The sequence below is a fragment of the Achromobacter marplatensis genome (assembly GCF_002209535.1).
In the GTDB taxonomy this organism is placed as follows: Bacteria; Pseudomonadota; Gammaproteobacteria; order Burkholderiales; family Burkholderiaceae_B; genus Achromobacter; species Achromobacter marplatensis.
In genome coordinates this window covers 436027-452830 of sequence record NZ_NJIG01000001.1, presented here as the reverse complement: position 1 = coordinate 452830, position 16804 = coordinate 436027, and the positions used below count along the sequence as shown (strand labels likewise).

Genomic DNA, 16804 nt, shown 5'->3' with positions numbered 1-16804 from the left:
GAGATTTCGGCACTGAAAAATTAAAAGGGAGCAGAGACTACTGCGATTTCGTCCCCTGATGGGCGAACTCTTCGACACGGCCCGATGAACGAATGAAAGAAATCGAGACCAACTACATACTGATACAGAAACACATTGAAACAATCTATCATTTGAATATACATGACTTCATCAATTCTTTCGAAATGCACGCTTTATTAGCGAATATCGAATAAATGCCACAAATTCAGTATAGTCAAATGGCCCTTTTTATTAAGCGACCTGATTGTAGTAGAAATCGCATCGCAATCTGTTGCACAACGGAACCTAAACAAGACGAGCTATTGTAAAGTACAACAATAAGTAAATCTTCGAGGCATTACTCCAGCCCTCGAGCTGCAACTGCTTCTGGCGGCCATACCCCCATGCCCGCTAGAAAAGTCGTAGACAGGGCAGAACTGCTTACACGGTCCGCGTCCGTCAGCTGCGCTCTCCACGAATGCCAAATCACATAGTCTGTAGTGCCATCCACGACGCCTAGTTGCTTGTAGACAGTGGGCATGATCGGCACGTGATCGCCAAAGATGCATAGACCGGCAGGTCGAGACCGCGCAAGTAGGCCACGACGCAATGCGCCAAACATCGCGTCGGCGTTACGCAAATGGCGGGTATAAGCCAGCAAATCAGCACACCCCTGTGGCACGGGCTGCGCCATTAGTTCCTGCTCTGTTCGCTTGTCCACGCCTTCCCAGTGCAAAGGCCCGTGGTTCTCCATGGTGATGACATGAAGGTACAACGGCCTATCCCCCGGACTGTCCAACAGGGCCAATGCTCGCTCCGCCACCGCACGATCCCCAATGTAGGGCCCGTCCGGCAGGACACCCGCGAAATGCGAAATATCCAGGAATTCCTCGAATCCCAGCAACGGCAGAATCTTGTCCCGACGATAAAAACTGCCGTGAAAGGGATGGATGCACACCGTCCGATATCCCAGCGATTTCAGATACGACGCTATCGTAGGAAACCCCTTCGCGGCCAAGCGCCTGTAAGGGTTGTATTGATGGACACCAAGAGCCGCCGCGGGCATGCCCGACAGAAAAGCAAATTCCGTACGCACCGTATTTGCGCCCCAGGCTTCGACAGTCAATTGCCCGTGTCTCGCAGATTCGGATTTCAGCAGGTCGAAATTGGCCAACACGTCACGCCGCACCTGCGGATAGGCACGCCGCACATCGAAGAACGACTCACTTTGCACTACGACCAGATCCGGCATGACGGTCGATTGCCGCGGCAGTTCGGTGGCTGGATTGAACGGCGCAAGCTGTTTCAGCCTGATAGTAGGCTGACGTTCCATTCGAGCATAAGCGCACAATGCTGCGATTAAGCCAATCCGGCGCAGGTCAGCACTTGCGTTCACGGAAGCATCGACCCATGCCCCCGTGCCTTTAGCCAGTGCGAAGCCACATAGCGCGAGTACGCCCGAATGCGAAAAAAATGGCACGGCAGGTGCCGTCGGATCGAACATATGCTCTTGCGGCAAGTCGGCAAATGAAACGAGCCACATGCCTGCGCCTGCGGTGACCGAATCTTCCAACGTCAGCCCAGCCCACAACGCAACCCCATAGCCGCCACCAGACACCATAGCGCGCCAAGCCCCAAAGAACGGCAAATACAACCTCGGATGCCGGATCGCATCCGTGAAATACTCAAAATCCGGATAAACAAACGGTTCCCTCAGCGCCTGATACTTCGCATTGCTGACCAACACGATCACCAACTCGATCGCCAGCACATTCGCGACTGCAAAATAGGGTCGCCTGAACAGCATCAACTCCAACGCAAACGCAAACGTCCATACGCCGACATGCACGCCGACCGCCGCCAGCGGGCGCCGCCACGGCGCAACCGGTCGCGGCGTCAACATCGCCTCCACCAAGAACGACAACACCAGCCCGATCAAATACGGCGGCAGCAACGGAATCCAGAACGCCTCAATCACCGTAGCCCAACCTCTTCAGGATCCAGCCCGACACGGCCGGATGGATCACCGACAGCAGGAAGCAACCCAGATTCAGCGGAAACGGGAAGCTGATCCGCGCCCGGTTCGCCTGCAACCCACGCCGGATTACACGCGCGGCCTTGTCCGCCTTCCATAGGAATGGCTTGGGGCCGGGCATGTCGAAGCACATCTGCGATTCCACGTAACCCGGCATGATGACGTTGAATTTGATGCCCTCATCGGCCAGCGCATCGCGCATGGCTTCGCCATAGACTTTGACGGCCGCCTTGCTGGCGCTATAGCTGGGGGTTTCAGGCAGGCCGCGCCAGGCAGCCAGCGAGCTGATCAGGGCGATCTGGCCGTGGCCACGCTGGCGCATTGCCGGCAGTACGCCATGGACCGTGGCAAAAACGGCCCGGACATTGACGTCCAGCAGGCGGATCACGTCTTGCCAGTCCTCGCCCTGCCCCTGCGGCCCCGTATTGATATTGACGCCGGCATTGGCAACAACCAGCGCGGGCATTTCAGTTTCGCAGACGTCGACCAGCCACGCCATCAAAGCGTCGTGGTCGCGCACATCCAGCGCCTTCGTGACGACGCGCGTCCCCAAAGCGCCGCAGCTGTCGGCCAGCTCTTGCAGGCGTGCGGCGTTACGGCCTTGCAGGATCAGGGTCTTTGCGCCGGCGGCGGCATATTCCAAGGCAAGCGCACCACCGATGCCACCCGTGGCACCGGTAATGAGCACGCAGCTCGGAAAGCCGGGTTCGCGGCTATCAGTGTGGTTCATGCTTGCTGGGATGAGATGGCGGAATCGCCAGAGAACGCGCGACAGAGCGGCGCGACGCGCGGAGCCGGCACTGCGTAGGCGCGGCGAAAGAAATATGAAGCAGAAGGTCGGTGTATAGGCGTTATCTGTGGCACGGTCGCATAGACATGGCCGCCTTTCGGCGGCCATGTTGGGTGTTCACAAGGATCCGGTCACCTCCCCCGAGCAGGGAAGATGGCCGGCCATTGTAAGCGAACGCGCGATTTAGATCATTGCAGCAAGCTGCGCAGCATCCAGGCGTTCTTCTCATGCACGTCCAGGCGCTGCGTCAGCAGGTCGGCCGTGGGCTGGTCGTTGGCGGCGTCGGCCTTTTCAAAGGCGGCGCGGGCGGTCTTGGCGACGGATTCGTTGGCGCTGACCAAAAGTCGGACCATTTCCAGCGCTTCCGGCACCGACTCGGGCTCGGCAATCGACGACAGCTTGGAGTATTCGCGGTAGGTGCCCGGCGCGTAATGGCCCAGCGCGCGGATGCGTTCGGCGATGCTGTCCAGCGCGTTCCACTCCTCCGTGTACTGCGTCATGAACATCAGGTGCAGCGTATTGAACATCGGCCCCGTGACGTTCCAGTGGAAGTTGTGCGTCATCAGGTACAGCGTGTACGAGTCGGCCAGCAGCTTGGACAATTCACCGGCGACGGCCGCGCGGTCCTTGTCCGAAATGCCGATGTTGATGCGCGGAACGCTCGGGGTCTTCTTGGTGGACTTGGCCATTGCTAGCTCCTATGGGATAAGTACGAATTAAGGATACCACTGCAAACACTACGGATTGACTCAAGACAAGCACGAAGCAAGGGATTGCGCGACGACGTTTTGACGCGGCTCAAAAGACCTTTCCGTCGCGTCGCGCCAGCCCTTGCAAAATCAGTCCTGAATCGCGGCCGCCTCGTCGGTCAGCATCTTCACGCCTGGCAACTCGCATTCATAGACGGCCTGCGCCAGGGCCTCGATTGCAGCCAGGCGGGGGAAGCTGCGGCGCCAGGCGAGCACCACGCGGCGCTCGGGCACATGGCCGTCGAACGGCAGGTAGCGCAGCAGGCTGTTGCTGGGCGGATGCTCGGGCACGGCCGTGATCGGCAGTACGGTGACGCCGATGCCGGCCGCGACCATGTGGCGGATGGTTTCCAGCGATGAACCTTCGAAGGTGCGCTGGATGCCGTCGCTGGCGGCCGAGAACCGGGAAAGTTCGGGGCAGACTTCCAGTACCTGATCGCGGAAACAGTGTCCGCTGCCCAAGAGCAGCATGGTCTGCTGCTTCAGGTCCTGGGCATCGATGGACTTGCGCTGGGCCAGTTCGTGGTCGTTGGGTACCGCGACGATGAAGGGCTCGTCATAGAGGGGCTGCATGACGAGGCCGGCTTCGGGCAGCGGCAACGCCATGATGGCGCAATCGATCTCGCCCTGGCGCAGCAGTTCCACGAGGCGCACGGTGAAGTTTTCCTGCAGCAGCAGCGGCATCTGCGGCGTGCGGCCGATCTGCACCGGCACCAGCTTGGGCAGCAGATACGGGCCGATGGTGTGGATGACACCCACGCGCAAGGGGCCGGCCAGCGGGTCGTGCCCCTGCCGTGCGATTTCCTTGATGCTGGCGCTTTCTTCAAGCACTTTCTGCGCCTGCGCGACGATGCGCTGGCCGATCGGCGTCACGCCCACCTCGGCGCCGCCGCGTTCGAACAGCGTCACGCCCAGTTCGTCTTCCAACTTGCGTATCGCGACGGACAGTGTCGGCTGGCTGACGAAACAGGCCTCGGCCGCCCGGCCGAAATGCCGTTCGCGCGCGACGGCGACGATGTACTTGAGTTCGGTGAGAGTCATGGTGGACTACGCCCCCGGGGGTTGCGCGCGGGCCTTGCGGCCGGCGCTTGAAAGATTCAGGTTAAGAATAGGCCGCATGGCGTCACGTCCGCAGGAAGTCTTCGCGGCCGCGCATCCAGCGCGCCAGGTGCGCTTCGACGGCATCGGGATGCTCGGCGCGCAGCCATACCGCGGCATCGCGCGCGTCTTCGGCGATGGCGGCATCGGTTTCCAGGTCGGCAAAGCGCAGCAGCGCCATGCCCGACTGGCGCGTGCCCAGGAATTCGCCCGGGCCGCGTTGTTCCAGGTCGCGACGGGCAATTTCAAAGCCGTCCGACGTCTCGAACATGGCGCGCAGGCGTTCGCGCGCGATCTGGGACAGGGGCGTTTGATAGAGCAGCACGCAGACCGATTCGGCGGTGCCGCGCCCTACCCGGCCGCGCAACTGATGCAGCTGAGCCAGGCCGAAGCGTTCGGCGTGTTCGATGACCATCAACGATGCGTTGGGCACGTCGACACCGACTTCGATGACGGTGGTGGCCACCAGCAGGTCTACCTCGCCTTCGCGGAATGCCTGCATGACGGCGGCTTTTTCGGCTTGCGGCAAGCGGCCATGAACCATGCCGATTCGCAAGTCGGGCAGATCAACCCGCATGGCTTCGTAGGTGTCCACCGCCGTCTGCAACTCCAGCGCTTCGCTTTCTTCGACCAGCGGACAGACCCAATAAACCTGCTGACCACCCCGCGCGGCCTGGGCCACGTGGGCGATGACTTCTTCGCGCCGTGCGTCCGACACCAGTTTGGTGAGCACCGGCGTGCGGCCCGGCGGCAGTTCGTCGATGACGGACACGTCCAGGTCGGCGAAGAATGTCATGGCAAGCGTGCGCGGGATGGGCGTGGCGCTCATGTTCAGCTGATGCGGCACGATGCTGCCACGGACGGTTTCGCCCTTTTTGGTCAGCGCCAGGCGTTGGCCGACGCCAAAACGGTGTTGCTCGTCAACGATCGAGAGGCCCAGGCGATGGAACTCGACGTGATCCTGGATCAGCGCCTGCGTACCGACGACCAGTTGGACGCTGCCGTCGGCAGCGGCCGCGGCGGCCTCGCGGCGGGCTTTGGCGGTGAGGCTGCCGCTTAACCAGGCGACGTTCACGCCTAGCGGCTGCAACCAAGACACCAGCTTCTGGAAGTGCTGTTCCGCCAGGATATCAGTGGGCGCCATCAACGCCACCTGCGCGCCGCTGGCGATCGCTTGCGCTGCCGCGATGGCGGCGACGACGGTCTTGCCGCTGCCCACATCCCCTTGCAGCAAGCGGTGCATGGGATAGGGCTTGGCCAGATCCGCCGAGATTTCCTGCACCACGCGTTCCTGCGCAGCGGTCAGTTTGAATGGCAGCTTGGCGTAGAGCTTGGCCACCAGGCCACCCGGCTCGTTACGCGCCGGTAGCGATTCGGCTTCTTTCACACGGCGCGCCGCACGCGCGGCCGCCAGCGACAACTGCTGGGCCAGCAACTCATCGAACTTGATCCGACGCCAGGCCGGATGCACGCGGTCCAGCAGCGCCTGCTCGGACTCGCCTTGGGCGGGCGTGTGCAACGCGCGAATGGCGGGTTCGAAGGGCGGCAGGTCATAGCGCTGACGCGCTTCGTCCGGCAAGGTATCGGACAAGTCGGCGCGGTCCAGCGCTTGCGCGATGGCGCGACGCAGGGTCAGCTGGGGCAGCCCTTCTGTCGTCGGATAGACAGGGGTCAGCGCCGTGGGCAATGGGGCATCCGCATTGGTCATGCGCGGGTGCACCATCTGGCGGCCGAACATGTTGGTACGGACTTCGCCGCGGGCGCGCAAGCGCTTGCCCACGGTGATCTGCTTCTGCTGGCTGGGATAAAAGTTCAGCCAACGCAATTGGAGTTCGCCGGTTTCATCCACCAGCGTGGCGGTGAGTTGGCGCCGAGGCCGGTACAGCACCTCGGATTTGGTGATCTCGCCTTCGACCTGGCCGGAAAAGCCGGGGCGCAAGGAACTGATCGGAATGACGCGGGTTTCGTCCTCGTAGCGCAACGGCAGGTGCAGCACGAAGTCCTCGGGCAGCACCAAACCCAGGTTACGGAGCTTGCGCTCTGTATCCGTCAACGGTTTCCCGGCGCCTTTGTTATCGGCGCCGGGTCGCTTGGAAGCCACGGCCGCGGCCGGCATGAAGGAACGAACCCCTGGTATCGAAAAGTCCGGGTGTGCCTTACAGGACGAGGATGGCTTCGACTTCGAACTGCGCGCCCTTGGGCAGGCTGGCCACGCCGATGGTCGAACGCGCCGGGAACGGCTGCGGAATGAGTTCGGCCATGATGGAGTTGGCGGCGGTGAACTTGCCCAGGTCGGTCAGGAACAGGGTGAGCTTGACGACGTTGTCCAGCGTGCCGCCGGCGGCGGTGATCACGGCTTGCATGTTGGCGAACGCCTGGCGCACCTGGGCGTCGAAGTTTTCGGAGACCAGATCGCCGGTGCCGGGCTCCAGGCCGATCTGGCCCGAGAGGTAGACAGTCTTGGTGCCGCTAACGGCAACCGCTTGCGAGTAAGGGCCAACGGCGGCGGGCGCGGCGTCGGTATGGATGATTTGCTTGCTCATGGGCGGAATCCTTCAGGTGACGGATAGAAGCTACAACTATCGGAGTTTAAACAGCAATAGACTTTTGCGAAAGTGCCCGGATGACGCAGGGTTGTCACTTCCCGGGTGCTACGAGTCTGCCTGATGCCCCGCCCCGCCGATATCGCCCCGATGCGCGATCAGCAGTTCGTATAGCGCCTGGGCCGCCACCGAGAGGCTGCGGCCTTTGCGTTGCACCAGGTAGAGCGGCCGCGTCAGGGCGCGTCCGGCAAGCGGCACCACACGCAGGTCATCGCTGCGGAAATGAAAGAGCGTCATGGCGGGCACGACCGACACGCCCAAGCCGGCCCGGACCAGGCCGGTCACGGTGGCCAGGTGCTCGACTTCGAACACGGGCAGCGGCGCGTCGGCGCCAAGCGCCTCGTCCAGATGTTTGCGCACACTGCTGCCCCGCGCAAGTTGAATGACGGGATAACGCACGATGTCGCGCAGGCGGACTTGGCTTTGCGCTGCCAAAGGATGATCCGCCCGGCACACCAGGAAATAGCGGTCGGCGTGCAGGAATTCGCTGTCCAGGTCCGTCATGTCCGGGCGGCGGGACGCCACGGCAAAGTCGACCTGACCGCTTCGCACCATGTCCAGGCAGGGGTCCAGCAGCGCATCACGCAAGTCCAGCACGATGCCCGGGTGCGCCTGGCTGAAGCGCGCCAGCAAGCCCGGCAGCCAGCCGGCGGCCAATGAGGGCAGCGCTGCCAGCGCCACGCGGCCGCGGCGGCGGGCGGCGTGATCGCGCAGGTCGTCCATGACCAGATCCATGTCCGCCAGCAGGCGGCGCGCCGAGGCATCCAGCACCCTGCCCTCGGCCGTCAACTCCACGTGCCGCGTGTTGCGGTCGAAGAGCCGCAGGCCGGCGGCGTCTTCCAGTGAACGGATCAATGCGCTGAAAGCCGGCTGCGTCAGGTGGCAGCGCTGGGCGGCGCGGGTGAAGTGCCGCTCGTCGGCCAGGGCCACGAAGGCGCGCAATTGCCGGGCAGATAGATTCATGAGTTTCTTCTATCAATTCATCCGATCTTTCTATTTTACTGATGAACCTCGTATGCCTATAGTGGCCCGGACAGCCCTCAAGGCCGACTGGACCCTTTATGCCTCAATCTCCCCTGCTTATCGGCTGCGCCTCCGGCTTCTCCGGCGACCGCAGCGACGGCGCCGCCGCGGTGGTGCGCACGCTGGCCGCCCAGGGCGGCGGCACGCTGATTTTCGAAACCCTGGCCGAGCGCACGCTGGCGTTGGCCCAATTGGCTCGCAATGACGATCCCAGCCGCGGCTACGAGCCGCTGCTGGACGAACTGGTATCGCCGGTGCTGGCAGATTGCCTGCGCCATGGCATCAACATCGTCAGCAATTTCGGCGCCGCAAACCCGGCCGCGGCAGCCCGGCGCATTGCCGCAATCGCGCGCGAGCAGGGGCTGCCCGTGCCGAAGATCGCGGTGGTCCATGGCGACGCCTTGAATACGGCGGCGCAACGCGCCTTGCTGCAGGAACGCCTGGGCGCGGCGCTGGAAGGACAAGAGGTGGTTAGCGCCACGGCCTATCTGGGTGCGACGGAAATCGCGCAGGCCCTGGCCGCCGGCGCGCAGATCGTCGTGGCAGGCCGCGTGGCGGACCCCTCGCTGACATTGGGACCGGCAATGGCGCACTTTGGCTGGGATGCGGCTGACTGGCCCCGCCTGGGCCGCGCCACCATGGCGGGCCACATGCTGGAATGCGGGTTGCAGGTCACGGGCGGCTATTTCTGCGTGCCTGGCCTGAAAGAGGTGCCCGACGTGCACGCGGCGGGATTCCCCATCGCCGCAATCCATGCGGACGGCGAATTCATTATCGGCAAGGCCGCAGATACCGGCGGCGCGGTGGACGCCCGCACCGTCAAAGAGCAATTGCTGTACGAAGTGCATGACCCCGCCCGCTATCTGACGCCCGACGTCGTGGCCGACCTGAGCCAGGCCCGGGTCGTCGAATTGGGCGGCGACCGCGTCGCCGTGCACGGCATCACCGGCCACACCCGTCCGTCCGAACTCAAAGTCAACGTATGCTATCGCGGCGGCTGGCTGGCCGAAGCCGAGATCTCGTACGCGGGCGTGCAGGCCGAAGCCCGCGCGCGCCTTGCTGCGGACATCGTCCAGAAACGGCTGGGCGCTGCCTTCAGGCTGCGCGCCGATCTCATCGGTGCGATCAGCATCCTGGGCGACGACGCCGGTGAAATGCGCCGCGCGCGGCCCGACGGCCACGCGCGCGACGTGCGCCTGCGGATTGCCGGTGAACATGCCGACCGCGCCCAGGCTGAACGCATCCTGCGTGAAGTGACCGCGCTGTATACCTGCGGGCCGGCCGGCGGCGGCGGCGTCCGCACCGCGTTGCGCCCGCGCCTGAACATGGTGTCCTGCACCATTTCCCGCGAAGCCGTGCACAGCGGCTGGAACTTCCTGGAGGATATCGCCCCATGACTCGCAACCCCGACACGCAAGCCGTGCCGTTGTACCGGCTGGGCCACAGCCGCTCCGGCGACAAAGGCGATATCTCCAACCTGAGCCTGATCGCCTGGGACCCGGAATGCTATGCGGTACTGGCGGCGCAAGTCACCGAGGCACGCGTTGCCGCGTGGTTTGCGTACCGGCACCCTGCCCGTGTCACCCGCTACCTGCTGCCCACCCTGCATGCCATGAACTTCGTGCTGGAAGGCGTGCTGGACGGCGGCGTGAACGACGCGCTGAACCTGGACACGCACGGCAAGAGCCTGTCTTTCCGATTGCTGGACTTGACGGTGGAGGTCAGCCCCGACCTGGCCCGCCGGCTGCCAGACATACCCGGCGACCGTCCCGCGGCCGCCTGATCACTGCCATCACCACCCTATAAAAAAACACCACAGGAGACACACACATGCGCATTTCATCCAAGGGCCGGCTGGCCCTGCTGCTGGCGGCCGCCCTCCCCCTGACCGCGCTGGCCCAAAGCTTTCCGGCCAAACCCATCACGTTCATCGTGCCCTTCGCAGCCGGTAGCGCCACGGACCAGATCGGCCGCGCCATCGGCCAGGGCGTCACGGAACAGACCGGTCAGGCCGTCGTGATCGAGAACAAGCCCGGCGCCAGCGCCATGATCGGCGCCGCCGCAGGCGCGCGCGCCGCGCCCGACGGCTATACGGTCCTGATCACCACCAACACCACCCACGCCGCCAATGAACACCTGTACAAGTCGCTGACGTACCAACCCGTCAAAGACTTCGCGCCGATCTCGCTGTTGGGCAAAGGCGGCCAGATCATGGTGGTCAATCCCAATTCGTCCGCCAAGACCGTGGGCGACTTCCTGGCCCAGGCCAAGCAGTCACCGGGCAAGCTGAGTTTTGGCAGCGGCAGCTCCAGCAGCCGCATCGCGGGAGAATTGCTGCAGCAGATGGCGGGCGTGCAGCTGCTGCACGTGCCCTACAAGAGCAATCCGCTGGCCGTGACCGACCTGCTCGGTGGCCAGATCGACATGATGATCACCGACACAGCGACCGGCCTGCCCCAGGTCAAGTCCGGCAAGCTGCGCGCGTTGGGAGTGACCGGGCTGGCGCGTTCGCCGCTGGCGCCTGACGTGCCGACGATCGCCGAAGCCGGCGTGCCGAATTACGAGATGGGTTACTGGTTCGCGGCCTATGCGCCGGCCGGCACGCCGCCCGACGTGATCAAGCGCTTGAATGAGTTGCTGGTGAACGCCACCAAGACCAAGCCCGCCCAGCAGTTCTATGCCCAGACCGGCACTGACCCGGCCACCTCCACGCCCGACGAATTAGCCGCGTTCCAGCAGGCCGAATCCAGGAAGTGGGGCGACATCATCAAGAAGGCCGGAATCCAGCCTGAATAAGCGGGCCTGCCCTGGAATGCAAAAACCCATCGCCTGGGCGATGGGTTTTTTATCGGCACAAAACGCGGTGGCTTATTTGTCGACGAAAGCGCGTTCCACCACGTAATCGCCCGGCTGGCCCACGCCCGGAGACACGACGAAACCGCGCTTGTCCAGCATGGCGCTGATGTCGGCCAGCATATGCGGGCTGCCGCAGATCATGGCGCGATCGGTTTCGGGGTTGATCTGGGGAATGCCGATGTCTTCGCAGAGCTTGCCGTTTTCCATCAGTTCCGTGATGCGGCCCTGGTTGCGGAACGGCTCACGCGTGACGGTCGGGTAGTAGACGAGCTTGTCGCGAACGACGTCGCCGAAGAATTCATTGTTCGGCAGTTCCTTTTCGATGAAGTCCGCATAAGCCAGTTCGCTGACCCAGCGCACGCCATGAACCAGGATGACCTTGTCGAAGCGTTCGTAGATGTCCGGGTCTTTGATGATGCTCATGAAAGGCGCCAGGCCCGTGCCGGTGCCGAACAGGAACAGGTGCTTGCCCGGCTTCAGGTCGTCGACGACCAGCGTGCCCACGGGCTTGCGGCTGACCAGGATGGTGTCGCCTTCTTTCAGATGCTGCAGTCGCGACGTAAGCGGACCGTTCTGCACCTTGATGCTGAGGAATTCGAGGTTTTCTTCGTAGTTCGCACTGGCGATGCTGTAGGCCCGCAGTAGCGGCTTGCCTTCAACTTCCAACCCGATCATGACGAAGTGGCCGTTGTGGAACCGCAAGGCCGCATCACGCGTCGTGGTAAAGGAAAACAGGGTGTCGTTCCAGTGGTGCACGCTCAGTACGCGCTCAGTGTTGAAAGCAGCCATGTCGTAGTAGGTAATATTAGGGTTGACCCTATTCTACAGGGTCTTGATAGGAATTGCTCTCATTATTCCGTAATACCCTTATGCCGTATTGATGGGGATCAAGGGTTGGAACCCATGCCTTACGAATAGTTGAATGCTGTTTCGCTTCCTGTTATCGTCCGGGTCTCAGTTGATAATCGTTTTCGTTAGCAGACCGTTTTAAGCAACGGAAAGCCCTTCACGGCTTCCTCGTTGCTGCCCTAGCCGGAGTTCCCGACATGACCAAGCGTCCCCAATTGAATTCGCTGCTTCGCGCCCTGGCGCTGGCCGGCGCCGCCGCCTTCACCGTCTCGGCCAACGCCGCGGAAGAAGTCAGCCTGTACACCACCCGGGAACCCAAGCTGATCCAGCCGCTGCTGGATGCCTTCACCAAGGAAAGCGGCATCAAGGTCAACACCGTCTTCGTCAAGGACGGCCTGCTGGAACGCGTGAAGGCGGAAGGCGCCAAGTCGCCCGCCGACGTGCTGATGACCGTGGACATCGGCAACTTGCTGGATCTGGTGGACGGCGGCGTAACGCAATCGATCAAGTCCCAGACCCTGGAATCGGTGATTCCCGCCAACCTGCGCGGCGCCGACGGCAAGTGGTACGCCCTGTCGCTGCGCGACCGCGTGCTGTACGTAGAAAAGGACCTGAAGCTGGAATCCTTCCGCTACGAAGATTTGGCCGACCCGAAGTGGAAGGGCAAGGTCTGCATCCGTTCGGGCCAGCACCCCTACAACACCGCCATGGTCGCCTCGATGATTGCGCATGACGGCGCGGAAGCCACCGAGAAGTGGCTGCGCGGCGTCAAGGCCAACCTGGCCCGCAAGGCGGCCGGCGGCGACCGCGACGTGGCGCGCGACATCCTGGGCGGCATCTGCGACATCGGCCTGGCCAATGCGTACTACGTCGGCCACATGAAGAATTCCGAACCCGGCACCGACGGCCGCAAGTGGGGCGACGCCATCAAGGTCATCCGCCCGACGTTCGCCAACGAGAAGAGTGGCGGCACGCACGTGAACGTCAGCGGCGCCGCCGTTGCCGCCCACGCACCGAACAAGACCAACGCGATCAAGCTGCTGGACTTCCTGGTGTCCGAACCGGCCCAGGCACTGTATGCCCAGGCCAACTATGAATACCCCGTCCGCAAGGGCGTGAAGCTGGATCCCGTGATCGCCAGCTTTGGCGAACTGAAGGTGGATCCGCTGCCCCTGACCGAAATCGCCAAGCACCGCAAGCAAGCTAGCGAACTGGTGGACAAGGTCGGCTTCGACAACTGATAAGCCCCAGGTCGCCACGCCCCCGGCGTGGCGCAGCCCTGCGGCAGTATTGGGCCTGTTCCCTTCTTTCCGGAGGGAACAGGCCTTGCCTTTGATGCAATCGACTTTGAAGCATGCACACAGAATCTTTGCCCCGGCCGTTGCGTTTGCGCTGGACTGAACGCGGCGCCGGCTGGCTTGCGGGCGCGGGCCTGATCGCCCTGGCCGTGCTTGCGCCCGTGCTGACGCTACTGTGGTGGGCGTTGGGCGGCGAACTTTCGCACTGGCAGCACCTGGCAAGCTATGTGCTGCCGCAAGCCCTGGCCAACACGGCCATGCTGCTGGCGGGCGTGGGCGTGATGGTGACGCTGCTGGGCACGGGCGCCGCCTGGCTGGTGACCGCCTACGACTTCCCCACGCGCCGCATCCTGACCTGGGCGCTGCTGCTGCCGCTGGCCGTACCCACCTACATCATTGCGTTCTCTTACCTGGACTTGCTGCACCCGATCGGGCCGGTCCAGACGGCGATCCGCGCGCTGCTGGGCTATGACAGTCCGCGGCAATTCCGCCTGCCCGACCTGCGCTCCATCTACGGCGCGATCTTCGTGCTGGGCTTCGTCCTATACCCGTATGTCTATCTGAGCACCCGCGTCATGTTCATGACGCAGGCGGCCAGCCTGCTGGAAGCCGCGCGCACGCTGGGCGCCGGACGCGTTGCAGTGTTCTTCCGCGTCGCCCTGCCCCTGGCGCGGCCGGCCATCGTCGTGGGCGTCAGCCTGGCGCTGCTGGAAACGCTGAACGATATCGGCGCCTCCGAGTTCCTGGGCGTGCAGACGCTGACGGTGTCGGTCTATACGACCTGGGTGACGCGGTCTGACCTGGCCGGCGCTGCGCAGATCGCGCTGACGATGCTGGCCATCGTGATCGGGTTGATCATGCTGGAGCGCCACGGCCGCAAGCGCCAGCGCTACGCCAATACGCAGCGTATGCGCCCGATGCAACCGCGCCGCCTGCGCGGCCTGCCCGCCGCCGTCGCCGCCCTGCTGGGCTGGATCCCCGTCGTCATGGGGTTCATTGCGCCGGCCGCCTATCTGATTTATGAAACCTACAAGCGCCTGCATTTAGTAGGCGGCGTATCGAACCAGTTGATCAACGGCTTGGGCAACACGCTGATCGTCGCGTTCAGCGCCACCATTGTGACCCTGCTGTGCGGGCTGATCGTGGCCTGGGCCGGCCGCACCATGCGCGAAAGCGCCAGTTTCAATCCGGGCCGCGCCTGCGCGCGCATCGCCAGCCTGGGCTACGCGGTGCCGGGCACGGTGCTGGCCATCGGCCTGTTGACGCCTTTCGTCTGGATCGACCATGCGGTCGCCACGGTATTCGGCGGCTCGGGCCTGTTCCTGATGGGCTCCATGGGCGCGCTGGTCATCGCCTACGTGATCCGCTTCCTGGCGATTTCCACGGGCGCGCTGGAAGCCGGCCTTGCCCGCATCCCGCCTTCGCTGGAACAGGCATCTCGCCTGCTGGGCGAAAGCTCGGCGGGCACCTTGCGCCGGGTCCATCTGCCGCTGCTGCGCCCCGCGCTGGCCGCAAGCGCCTTGCTGGTCTTTGTGGACGCCATGAAGGAACTGCCGGCAACCTTGCTGCTGCGGCCGATGAATTTCGATACGCTCGCCACTTGGCTCTACGCCGAAGCCGCGCGCGGCACGTACGAGGAAGGCGCCGTCGCGGCGCTGGCGATCGTCCTGGCCGGCCTTTTGCCCGTCATTCTGCTGGCGCGCACCAATCTGAAAATGGGACATTGATCATCGTGCCCGATCTGTTAGAAATCGATCACCTTTCGCTCGCTTACGACACGCCCGCCGGATTGAAGCCGGTGGTGCAAGACTTGACCCTGGGTTTGCCGACCGGACACATTGGCTGCCTGTTGGGTGAGTCCGGCTGCGGCAAGACCACGGTGCTGCGCGCCATCGCCGGCTTCGAACCGGTGCGTGACGGCCGCATCCTGCTGGACGGCACCGTCATTTCCTCGGCCACCGAGCAAGTGGCGCCGGAACTGCGCCGCGTCGGCATGATGTTCCAGGACTACGCCCTGTTCCCACATCTGACCGTGGCCTTGAATGTGGCGTTCGGCCTGCGCAAGCTGGCGCGCGCGGATCGCGCTCGCCGCGTTGAAGAAATGCTGGAACTGGTGGGTTTGGCGCATGCCGCCAACAGCTACCCGCACGAGATCTCGGGCGGCCAGCAACAGCGCGTGGCGCTGGCCCGGGCCCTTGCGCCCTCACCCGATCTGCTGTTGTTGGACGAACCGTTTTCGAACCTGGATGTGGACACGCGCGAACGCCTGGCGTTCGAAGTGCGGGACATTCTCAAGACCACGGGCCACACGGCCATCCTGGTCACGCACAACCAGGCCGAAGCCTTCGCCATCGCCGACCGCATCGGCGTGATGAGCAAGGGATCCATTGCGCAGTGGGATACGCCCTATAACCTGCATCACCATCCGCGCAACGATTTCGTGCGGGACTTCATCCGGCGCGAAGCGCTGGAGGCGCAGCGCGAGCAGGCTTTCGCCCGCGGGCGCTGAGCCGGCCATCAATCCGCCGACAGCTTGACCTTTTGCGACAGGGCCTTGAAGGCCTCGTGCTGGCTTTGGGTCAGGCGCTCGACCTCTTGCGGGGTCGATCCGTACGGCATGAAACCGGCTTGCTCCAGCTTGTCCTTCACGTCCGGCAGGGCCAACGCCCACTGGAACGCCTCGCTCAGCGCCTGGGTGACTTCCGGCGACATCTTGGCCGGGCCGTACACCGCGAACCACGGGTCAACCACCGCCCCCGCATAGCCCAGTTCGGCCAGCGTGGGCACGTCCGGCAGTGCTGGCGCCCGCTTGCTTCCCGTGACGGCCAGCGCATACACCTTGCCTGCCTTGATGTGCGGCAGCGAGGCAGGCAGGTTGTCGAACATCACAGGCAGGTGTCCGCCCAGCAGATCGTTCAGCCCTTGTGCGCTGCCCTTGTACGGAATGTGCTGCATGCCGACGCCCGTCAGTTGGTCGAACATCACGCCGGCCAGATGCATGGACGTCCCGGTGCCCGGCGTGCCGAAGGCGGTGCCGGGGTGCTGCTTGGCGTACGCGACCAGATCCTTGACGCTCGCCACCTTCAACGCGGGGCCGACCTCAAGCACCACGGTGGATGCGCCCAGCATGCTGACGCCGGTGAAATCCTTGGTGGGATCGAACGGCATCGACGGGTAGACGAAGGGATTCAGCGCGTTCGTGGAGATGGCGCCGAAACCGATCGTGTAGCCGTCCGGTGCGGCCTTGGCCACGGCATCCATCCCGATGTTGCCGCCGGCGCCGGGCCGGTTTTCAACAATGACGGGCTGGCCGAGTTTTTCGGCCACCTTTTGTCCAGCGGTGCGGGCCACCAGATCGGTGGTGCCGCCCGCCGTGTAGGGAACGATGAAGGTGATGGGCTTGGCCGGATAACCAGCAGCGAACGCTGCGGACGCGCCGTTGACCAGCGCCAACGCGGCCAGGCCGCGCGCAAGGTTGGGAGTGTAGCGATGCATGAGTCTCC

At 63.7% G+C, this 16804-nt stretch carries 15 protein-coding genes; 6 read left to right on the top strand and 9 right to left on the bottom strand.

Going from position 1 to position 16804, the window contains the following annotated elements; translation table 11 throughout:
• Positions 1–358: 358 nt before the first annotated feature.
• The 7 genes from CEY09_RS01960 to CEY09_RS01930 form a co-directional block, all read right to left on the bottom strand.
• The gene (locus CEY09_RS01960; protein WP_088587327.1) at positions 359–1978 is read right to left on the bottom strand and encodes an LTA synthase family protein; all 1620 of its coding nucleotides are present in this window, start codon (positions 1976–1978) and stop codon (positions 359–361) included.
• Positions 1971–2765 (bottom strand): SDR family NAD(P)-dependent oxidoreductase, encoded by a 795-nt coding sequence (locus tag CEY09_RS01955; RefSeq protein ID WP_088587326.1) that lies wholly within the window; start codon positions 2763–2765, stop codon positions 1971–1973. The genes CEY09_RS01960 and CEY09_RS01955 overlap by 8 nt, the downstream gene beginning before the upstream one ends.
• 248 nt (positions 2766–3013) lie before the next feature.
• Complete coding sequence (locus CEY09_RS01950; RefSeq protein ID WP_006222203.1) at positions 3014–3514, bottom strand: Dps family protein; 501 nt, start codon at positions 3512–3514, stop codon at positions 3014–3016.
• A 150-nt stretch (positions 3515–3664) separates the two neighbouring features.
• Entirely contained in the window at positions 3665–4615 is a 951-nt protein-coding gene (locus tag CEY09_RS01945; RefSeq protein WP_088587325.1) for a LysR substrate-binding domain-containing protein, read from the bottom strand.
• An 82-nt stretch (positions 4616–4697) separates the two neighbouring features.
• Complete coding sequence (recG, locus tag CEY09_RS01940) at positions 4698–6788, bottom strand: ATP-dependent DNA helicase RecG (protein WP_088587324.1); 2091 nt, start codon at positions 6786–6788, stop codon at positions 4698–4700.
• 40 nt (positions 6789–6828) lie between these two features.
• Complete coding sequence (locus tag CEY09_RS01935) at positions 6829–7215, bottom strand: Rid family detoxifying hydrolase (protein WP_006222206.1); 387 nt, start codon at positions 7213–7215, stop codon at positions 6829–6831.
• 108 nt (positions 7216–7323) lie between these two features.
• A complete protein-coding gene (locus tag CEY09_RS01930) occupies positions 7324–8238 on the bottom strand; it encodes a LysR family transcriptional regulator (protein ID WP_088587323.1) in 915 nt (304 codons plus the stop codon).
• Positions 8239–8336: 98 nt separating this feature from the next.
• On the opposite strand from CEY09_RS01930, the gene CEY09_RS01925 reads away from it, so the two are divergent.
• The 3 genes from CEY09_RS01925 to CEY09_RS01915 are packed head-to-tail and all read left to right on the top strand — an operon-like array spanning position 8337 to position 11094.
• Positions 8337–9695 (top strand): acyclic terpene utilization AtuA family protein, encoded by a 1359-nt coding sequence (locus tag CEY09_RS01925; RefSeq protein ID WP_088587322.1) that lies wholly within the window; start codon positions 8337–8339, stop codon positions 9693–9695.
• Complete coding sequence (locus CEY09_RS01920) at positions 9692–10081, top strand: AtuA-related protein (protein ID WP_006222209.1); 390 nt, start codon at positions 9692–9694, stop codon at positions 10079–10081. The genes CEY09_RS01925 and CEY09_RS01920 overlap by 4 nt, the downstream gene beginning before the upstream one ends.
• A gap of 47 nt (positions 10082–10128) precedes the next feature.
• Positions 10129–11094, top strand: a complete 966-nt coding sequence (locus tag CEY09_RS01915; RefSeq protein ID WP_006222210.1) for a Bug family tripartite tricarboxylate transporter substrate binding protein — start codon at positions 10129–10131, stop codon at positions 11092–11094.
• 72 nt (positions 11095–11166) lie between these two features.
• Here the strand turns inward: CEY09_RS01915 and CEY09_RS01910 are convergent, their stop codons facing one another.
• The gene (locus CEY09_RS01910; protein WP_006222211.1) at positions 11167–11943 is read right to left on the bottom strand and encodes a ferredoxin--NADP reductase; all 777 of its coding nucleotides are present in this window, start codon (positions 11941–11943) and stop codon (positions 11167–11169) included.
• A 257-nt stretch (positions 11944–12200) separates the two neighbouring features.
• On the opposite strand from CEY09_RS01910, the gene CEY09_RS01905 reads away from it, so the two are divergent.
• The 3 genes from CEY09_RS01905 to CEY09_RS01895 all read left to right on the top strand — a co-directional run bounded on the left by CEY09_RS01905 (position 12201) and on the right by CEY09_RS01895 (position 15810).
• Positions 12201–13244: a Fe(3+) ABC transporter substrate-binding protein gene (locus CEY09_RS01905; RefSeq protein WP_006222212.1), complete on the top strand. Its 1044-nt coding sequence runs from the start codon at positions 12201–12203 to the stop codon at positions 13242–13244.
• A 113-nt stretch (positions 13245–13357) separates the two neighbouring features.
• Positions 13358–15028 carry an ABC transporter permease gene (locus tag CEY09_RS01900; RefSeq protein WP_088587321.1) on the top strand — a complete coding sequence of 557 codons (1671 nt, stop codon included), beginning with the start codon at positions 13358–13360 and terminating at the stop codon, positions 15026–15028.
• A 5-nt stretch (positions 15029–15033) separates the two neighbouring features.
• Positions 15034–15810 (top strand): ABC transporter ATP-binding protein, encoded by a 777-nt coding sequence (locus CEY09_RS01895; RefSeq protein ID WP_088587592.1) that lies wholly within the window; start codon positions 15034–15036, stop codon positions 15808–15810.
• An 8-nt stretch (positions 15811–15818) separates the two neighbouring features.
• On the opposite strand, the gene CEY09_RS01890 is transcribed toward CEY09_RS01895, so the two are convergent.
• Complete coding sequence (locus CEY09_RS01890; protein ID WP_088587320.1) at positions 15819–16796, bottom strand: Bug family tripartite tricarboxylate transporter substrate binding protein; 978 nt, start codon at positions 16794–16796, stop codon at positions 15819–15821.
• Between the last annotated feature and the right edge of the window lie 8 nt (positions 16797–16804).

Coding starts and splice junctions, on each gene's coding strand:
- CEY09_RS01955 (WP_088587326.1), bottom strand. CDS start 2,765: ATGAACCACACTGATAGCCGCGAACCCGGCTTTCCGAGCTGCGTGCTC.
- CEY09_RS01950 (WP_006222203.1), bottom strand. CDS start 3,514: ATGGCCAAGTCCACCAAGAAGACCCCGAGCGTTCCGCGCATCAACATC.
- CEY09_RS01945 (WP_088587325.1), bottom strand. CDS start 4,615: ATGACTCTCACCGAACTCAAGTACATCGTCGCCGTCGCGCGCGAACGG.
- recG (WP_088587324.1), bottom strand. CDS start 6,788: ATGCCGGCCGCGGCCGTGGCTTCCAAGCGACCCGGCGCCGATAACAAA.
- CEY09_RS01935 (WP_006222206.1), bottom strand. CDS start 7,215: ATGAGCAAGCAAATCATCCATACCGACGCCGCGCCCGCCGCCGTTGGC.
- CEY09_RS01930 (WP_088587323.1), bottom strand. CDS start 8,238: ATGAATCTATCTGCCCGGCAATTGCGCGCCTTCGTGGCCCTGGCCGAC.
- CEY09_RS01925 (WP_088587322.1), top strand. CDS start 8,337: ATGCCTCAATCTCCCCTGCTTATCGGCTGCGCCTCCGGCTTCTCCGGC.
- CEY09_RS01920 (WP_006222209.1), top strand. CDS start 9,692: ATGACTCGCAACCCCGACACGCAAGCCGTGCCGTTGTACCGGCTGGGC.
- CEY09_RS01915 (WP_006222210.1), top strand. CDS start 10,129: ATGCGCATTTCATCCAAGGGCCGGCTGGCCCTGCTGCTGGCGGCCGCC.
- CEY09_RS01910 (WP_006222211.1), bottom strand. CDS start 11,943: ATGGCTGCTTTCAACACTGAGCGCGTACTGAGCGTGCACCACTGGAAC.
- CEY09_RS01905 (WP_006222212.1), top strand. CDS start 12,201: ATGACCAAGCGTCCCCAATTGAATTCGCTGCTTCGCGCCCTGGCGCTG.
- CEY09_RS01900 (WP_088587321.1), top strand. CDS start 13,358: ATGCACACAGAATCTTTGCCCCGGCCGTTGCGTTTGCGCTGGACTGAA.
- CEY09_RS01890 (WP_088587320.1), bottom strand. CDS start 16,796: ATGCATCGCTACACTCCCAACCTTGCGCGCGGCCTGGCCGCGTTGGCG.